The sequence below is a fragment of the Azospirillum sp. B4 genome, from assembly GCF_000333275.1.
GTDB lineage: Bacteria > Pseudomonadota > Alphaproteobacteria > Azospirillales > Azospirillaceae > Nitrospirillum.
In genome coordinates this window covers 1-6,267 of the sequence record NZ_BACU01000651.1, presented here as the reverse complement: position 1 = coordinate 6,267, position 6,267 = coordinate 1, and the positions used below count along the sequence as shown (strand labels likewise).

General features: G+C 69.0%; 4 protein-coding genes and 1 pseudogene. 3 read left to right on the top strand and 2 right to left on the bottom strand.

Annotated features, from left to right (window positions below):
* The 3 genes and pseudogenes from I55_RS37440 to I55_RS29595 all read left to right on the top strand — a co-directional run.
* Window positions 1–434 (top strand): annotated as a pseudogene (locus tag I55_RS37440) (hypothetical protein); the annotation flags it as partial.
* 57 nt (window positions 435–491) lie between these two features.
* Entirely contained in the window at window positions 492–1,898 is a 1,407-nt protein-coding gene (locus I55_RS29600) for a hypothetical protein (RefSeq protein WP_044564314.1), read from the top strand.
* Between the two features lie 8 nt (window positions 1,899–1,906).
* Entirely contained in the window at window positions 1,907–2,203 is a 297-nt protein-coding gene (locus I55_RS29595; protein ID WP_044564313.1) for a hypothetical protein, read from the top strand.
* A 93-nt stretch (window positions 2,204–2,296) separates the two neighbouring features.
* On the opposite strand, the gene acnA is transcribed toward I55_RS29595, so the two are convergent.
* Window positions 2,297–5,005: an aconitate hydratase AcnA gene (gene acnA / locus I55_RS29590; protein ID WP_044564312.1), complete on the bottom strand. Its 2,709-nt coding sequence runs from the start codon at window positions 5,003–5,005 to the stop codon at window positions 2,297–2,299.
* A 332-nt stretch (window positions 5,006–5,337) separates the two neighbouring features.
* Complete coding sequence (locus tag I55_RS29585; RefSeq protein ID WP_044564311.1) at window positions 5,338–5,976, bottom strand: TerC family protein; 639 nt, start codon at window positions 5,974–5,976, stop codon at window positions 5,338–5,340.
* Window positions 5,977–6,267: the final 291 nt, after the last annotated feature.

The following is a 6,267-nucleotide window of genomic DNA, read 5'->3' as shown; positions in this document are numbered from 1 at the left end:
CGGCCCAGCCGCTGGCCACCCCGTCCCGTCCCGCCTCGCCCACGGTGACCCTGCCGGGCGCCGCCCGCATGGCGATGGCGCCCGCCAGCGCCGCCCGTGTCACGCTTCATGCCCTGAACAGTGTGCCGGGGCACGGCGTCCCGGGGATCGCGGTCCCCGATGGCATTGGCGCCCCTGCCGCCCCCGGTCCGGCCAAGATGGCTGAGGTTGCACCCGCCACTACCGCGGCGCCGGCACCGGCTGAGCCTCTGACGGTCCCGCTGGCGACGCCGGTGGTGGTGGCGGCCCCGCCCCAGGCTTCGTCCGACGCGCCGGTGCCGCCGCCCCAGCCGCCGGCGGCCCGCACCTCCGCCACCGCTGTGCCGCGCCTGCCGCGCGCCCAGGCGGACGCCCGCCGCGCCCGCCTGCTTGAAACCATCGCCGGCGACCTGTGATGCCGGCTCCCGTTCAGCCTTTCCCCTTCAGCCTTTATTGATCCTGTGAGCGATGCCATGACCGACGAGCACCGTGACGCCCCAGGCCCCGCTGGCGATGCCGGTCCGGGAGCCGCTTCCGGGACCGATGCCGAGAAGGGCGCCACCGCCGATGTCGCCGTCCCCGGCCCGGCCAAGCCGCCGGTGGCGGCTGGTGCCACCGATGCCATCGTCCATGAGGGCGAGATCCAGGAAGGGGTCGATCCCTTCGATTACGCGGAGTCCATCGTCCGCGACCTGGCGCTGCACGTCGGCAGCCGGCTGCGCGACCTGCGTACCGATTTGACCGCCATGCACTCCGCGGTCGTTTCGCTGCCGGAAACGATGCGCATCAACACGCTCGGCCAGTCCATCCAGGAACTGCGCGAGCGTGTGGCCCACCTGACGGGCGTGGTTAGCCACCATGCCGGCCGCCCGGCGGAAGAGGCGGAGCGCCTGGCGCGCGGAATGGGGGAACTGTCGCGCACGACGGAAGACGTCGTGCAGCGCGTGGGTGTGCTGGAGAATTGGCTGTCCCATGCCAAGGCGGTCAACGGCGTGCGGCTGCCCGACCTGCCGCCCGGCCCCCTGCCGGAGCAGATGGACCGCATCGTCGACAGCCTGCACGAGTCGCTGCTGCGCGTGGTGGCGGCCGTGCGGACCACCCAGCTGGACGTGCGCGACCTGCGCGAACAGGTGAAGGGCGGCGCCGGCCCGGCCCCTGCTGCCGTTCCCGCGTCCTCCTCCGCTCCGGCCCCCTCTGCCACGCCAAAGGCGGCGGCGGTGGAGGCCGACGCCGTGCAGGCCCTGGCCGGCCGGCTGGACGCCGTTGAGGAAAAATTGCGCCGCGTGCCGGCCGCCGCCGGGGCGGAGCGGCCGGACAACGCCACCGCCGGCCTGGCGTCCCTGCTGTTCGGCGCCTGGCCCAGCCTGATGCGACCCACCGGGCCGGAGGCGCTGGCCCAGGCCGTCGCCGCCGTGCTGGACGGCGTGAAGCACATCCTGGGCGCCACCGTGCAGCTGCCGCGGACGCCGCAGGACGGTGGGCTGGTGGCGGTGGCCACCGGCCGGCACCGGGGCGTGGCCCTGGCCGTGCTGGTGGGCGTGGAGGATCTGGGCGGTCGCACCTGGGTGCTAGGGGAGGAGGGCGACACGCTGGCCGACAGCGGCTTCCCCCGCGTCTCCACCCTGCGCGGGCTGATGAACGCCGCCGCCCTGGTGGAAAAGACCCGGCCCGGCACGCTGGCGGTATCCATCCTGGTCTACGGCAACGGCGTCATCAGCCAGGCCCCGACGCGGGAGGCGCTGGCCACCCTGGCCCAGGCCGCCGGCATCCCCGGTGCCGCCGGCCGCACCTTGCTGGTGGCGGCGGGCGACCTGACGGCGGCGGGCCTGCTGCCCGTGGCCGACGTGGCTGACGCCGTCAGCGACCTGCAGTTCGACTGAGGGTGGGGATGGGCGAAGGCGGCTGGCTGTCTTCGGCTCATGAACGTCGCCGCCGCAAGGTGGTGCGGGCCAACATTGGCGTCGGTCTAGGCTTGCTGGCCTGGGCCGGCTCCTTGGCTTTGATGTCCGGGCTGTGGCGGCTCGTTTTTCATCAATGGCCACCCATGCGGGTGATTTATTGGGGCATCCTCGGCTCCGGTGCCGTGATAGGCGGGCTGAGCCGGTTCATCCCCCTGCGACCCATGCCAGGCAAGACGCCGGAGGAAATGGCGGCGGAAAGGTTCTTCAAAGGCCCGCCGCGCTGACGACGGCATAGAAAAAGGGGCGCCACCCGGCCAGGTGGCGCCCCTTTCATTTGCCCCCGGTGGTCCGAAGACCACCGGGGTTACCATGCCTGCTTACTCAGCCGCCTGCGGCTGGTTCAGCATGTTGCGCAGCACGTACTGCAGGATGCCGCCGTGCTTGAAGTAGTCGACCTCGTCCAGGGTGTCGATGCGGCACAGCACCGGCACGGTGTCGACCTTGCCATCCGCACGGGTGATGGTCAGGGTCAGGTCCATGCGGGGCTTCAGGCCGGCCTCGACGCCGGTGATGTCGATGACTTCGGTGCCATCCAGGCCCAGGGTCTTGCGGCTGGCGCCGTCCTTGAACTGCAGGGGCAGCACGCCCATGCCCACCAGGTTGGACCGGTGGATACGCTCGAAGCTCTCGGCCACCACAGCGCGGACGCCCAGCAGGCGGGTGCCCTTGGCCGCCCAGTCACGGGACGAACCGGTGCCGTACTCCTGGCCGGCGAACACCACCAGCGGGGTGCCGTCAGCCTGGTACTTCATGGCGGCGTCGTAGATCGACATGACGTCACCGGTGGGGATGTACTTGGTCACGCCGCCTTCGACGCCCGGCACCATCTCGTTCTTGATGCGGATGTTGGCGAAGGTGCCGCGCATCATGACTTCGTGGTTGCCGCGGCGGGCGCCGTAACCGTTGAAATCCACCGGCTCCACGCCGTGGCCGATCAGGTAGGTGCCAGCGGGGCTGGTCTTTTTGATCGAACCGGCGGGGGAGATGTGGTCGGTGGTGATGCTGTCGCCCAGGATGGCCAGCGGGCGGGCCTTCTTCACGTCATGCACCGCACCCGGGGTGGTGGTCATGCCTTCGAAGATCGGCGGCAGCTTCACATAGGTGCTGTCGTCTTCCCACTTGTAGGTCAGGCCGGTGGCGGTCTCGATGGACTGCCACTGCTGCGGACCCAGGAACACGTTGGCGTAGCGCGAACGGTACATCTCCGGCGTCAGGGACTTGGAGATGGCTTCCTCGATCTCGGCGGACGACGGCCAGATGTCCTTCAGGAAAACTTCCTTGCCGTCCTTGCCGGTGCCCAGGGCCTCGGTGGTCAGGTCCTTGCGCAGGGATCCCGCCAGGGCGTAGGCGACGACCAGCGGCGGGGAGGCCAGGTAGTTGGCCTTCACCTGCGGGTTGACGCGGCCTTCGAAGTTGCGGTTGCCCGACAGGACGGAGCAGGCCAGCAGGTCGTTGGCGTCCACGGCGGCGCCGATGGCCTCCGGCAGGGGGCCGGAGTTGCCGATGCAGGTGGTGCAGCCGTAGCCGACCAGGTTGAAGCCCAGCTTGTCCAGATAGGGGGTCAGGCCGGCGGCGTTCAGGTAGTCGGTGACGACCTGGCTGCCGGGGGCCAGCGAGGTCTTCACCCACGGCTTCGTGGTCAGGCCGGCCTCGACCGCCTTCTTGGCCAATAGGCCGGCGGCGACCAGCACGTTGGGGTTGGAGGTGTTGGTGCAGCTGGTGATGGCGGCGATCACCACGTCGCCGTGGTCGACCGTGAAGTCGCTGCCGGCGACCTGGGCCGGGTTGCTGGCGGGCTTGCCGGCATAGTCCTTTGCGAACACGCCCTCGAACTCGGTCTTGGCGTTCGACAGCAGCACGCGGTCCTGCGGGCGCTTCGGGCCGGCCAGCGAGGACTCGACGCTGTTCAGGTCCAGTTCCAGCGTGTCGGTGAACACCGGTTCCGGGCTGCTGGCGTCGCGCCACATGCCCTGGGCCTTGGCGTAGGCTTCCACCAGGGCGACGCGGTCGGCGTCACGGCCGGTGAAGTTCAGGAAGCGGATGGTCTCGGCGTCGATCGGGAAGATGCCGCAGGTGGCGCCGTATTCCGGGGCCATGTTGGCGATGGTCGCGCGGTCGGCCAGGGTCAGGGCGTCCAGGCCGGGGCCGAAGAACTCCACGAACTTGCCCACCACGCCCTTCTTGCGCAGCATCTGGGTGACGGTCAGCACCAGGTCGGTCGCCGTGGCGCCTTCCTTCAGCTTGCCCGTCAGGCGGAAGCCGATGACTTCCGGGATCAGCATGGAGATGGGCTGGCCCAGCATGGCCGCCTCGGCCTCGATGCCGCCCACGCCCCAGCCCAGCACACCCATGCCGTTCACCATGGTGGTGTGGCTGTCGGTGCCGACCAGGGTGTCGGGGTAGGCGACGGTGGCGCCGGTCTGGTCGCCGTCGGTCCACACGGTCTGGGCCAGGTACTCAACGTTCACCTGGTGGCAGATGCCGGTGCCGGGCGGCACGACGCGGAAGTTGTTGAAGGCCTTCTGGCCCCAGCGCAGGAACGCGTAGCGCTCACCGTTGCGCTGGAACTCCACGTCCACGTTCTTCTGGAAGGCGTCGGGGCCGCCGAAGTAGTCGACCATGACGGAGTGGTCGATGACCAGGTCCACGGCGGTCAGCGGATTGATGCGCTCCGGCTTGCCACCCAGGCCCACCATGGCCTCACGCATCGCGGCCAGGTCGCACACGGCGGGGACGCCGGTGAAGTCCTGCATCAGCACGCGGGCGGGGCGGTAGGCGATCTCACGGTCGCTGCGGCGGTCGACCAGCCACTGGGCGGCGGCCTTCACGTCGTCGACGCTGACGGTGCGGCCGTCCTCGAAGCGCAGCAGGTTCTCCAGCAGCACCTTCAGGCTGTAGGGCAGGCGGGACAGGTCGCCCAGGCCGGCTTCCTCAGCCGCCTTGAGGCTGAAGTAGTCATAGCTCTTGCTGCCGACGCTCAGGCTGCGGCGGGTTTTCAGCGTGTCGTGACCGGTGATCGTGGACACAGGAGTGGCCTCCTAGGGGAAGGGAATGGTACCGCGCCGCCGGCATCCTTCAGCGGATGTCATGGCCGACGATGCGGACGGCCGAACCGACACCCTTCGTGAACGCCCCCTTATGAAGAAATTAAGTGTACCGGGCTGGGGACGCCCTTGAACGAAGGTTAGGGCGGAAAGGCGCGCGCGCGAGGTTTACCGCTTTTTGCGCCTGCGATCAAATGCCCGGACGGTTGTGGCGGGGGCTTCCTCGCATGTCTCCCCTGCCAAGATTCACCAGCCCCTTGATGAATCAACGCCACCGTCCGCGCCATCCCCTGGCGCAGCCTGCTGGCGGGGTCTCAAATACCCTTGATCATGTTGATCAGGGGCTGGGCGAAGGGCGCCACCTCGGCGCCGCCGTCCCAGATCATGTGGCAGGCGACATAGGCGATGATGGCCAGGCCGATATAGGAAATCCAGAAGTAGCGGGCCAGCAGCCGGGCGATCAGGGTGGCGGCGGCCCCCATCAGGGCGACCGACAGCACCAGGCCCAGCACCATGACCCAGGTGTGATCCTCCGCGGCGCCGGCGACGGCCAGCACGTTGTCCAGGGACATGGAGACGTCGGCCAGCGCGATCTGGCGGATGGCGGTGCCCACGCTCTTGCCGGCCAGCGAGGGCATGTGCCCCTCGGTGGCGTCGGCCGGCGCCTCCTCCTTGCCGTGCTCCCGCAGTTCGCGCCACAGCTTCCAGCACACCCACAGCAGCAGGATGCCGCCGGCCAGCGTCAGGCCGATGATGTCCAGCAGGCGGGTGGCCAACAGCGCGAAGCCGATGCGCAGCAGGACCGCCACGCCGATGCCCCAGAAGATGACCTTGCGGCGCTGTTCCGCCGGCACACCGGAGGCGGCCATGCCCACCACCAGGGCGTTGTCGCCGGCCAGCACAAGGTCGATCAGCAGCACCTGGATCAGGGCGGTCAATTCAGCAAGCAGCATGGGGTCAGCCGTTCCGGTCGTGGATCGACCCCTTCATAGCATGCCTGCGACACAAGCGCGCGCCGGATCACCGCCGGATCGGCATTGCAACGGCCCGCCGAACGGAAGCGCTTTACCTGGGGGCGGGCCCGAACGACTGCGGTGCAGCAATGTATTTTGGATAAAATACGGCCCGCACACTTCAAGAAGTGGCGGGCCGAGAGTTTTGGCAGTTGGGTCCTGCTCTGTGATACAGGACACCTTACCTAAAGCTCATAGCGTAATAGATGTCAAGCAAGAACCGGAGCAAAA

Bases quoted from the DNA above. Each gene is read 5' to 3' on its own strand.
- I55_RS29600 (WP_044564314.1), top strand. From the start codon at position 492: ATGACCGACGAGCACCGTGACGCCCCAGGCCCCGCTGGCGATGCCGGT.
- I55_RS29595 (WP_044564313.1), top strand. From the start codon at position 1,907: ATGGGCGAAGGCGGCTGGCTGTCTTCGGCTCATGAACGTCGCCGCCGC.
- I55_RS29585 (WP_044564311.1), bottom strand. From the start codon at position 5,976: ATGCTGCTTGCTGAATTGACCGCCCTGATCCAGGTGCTGCTGATCGAC.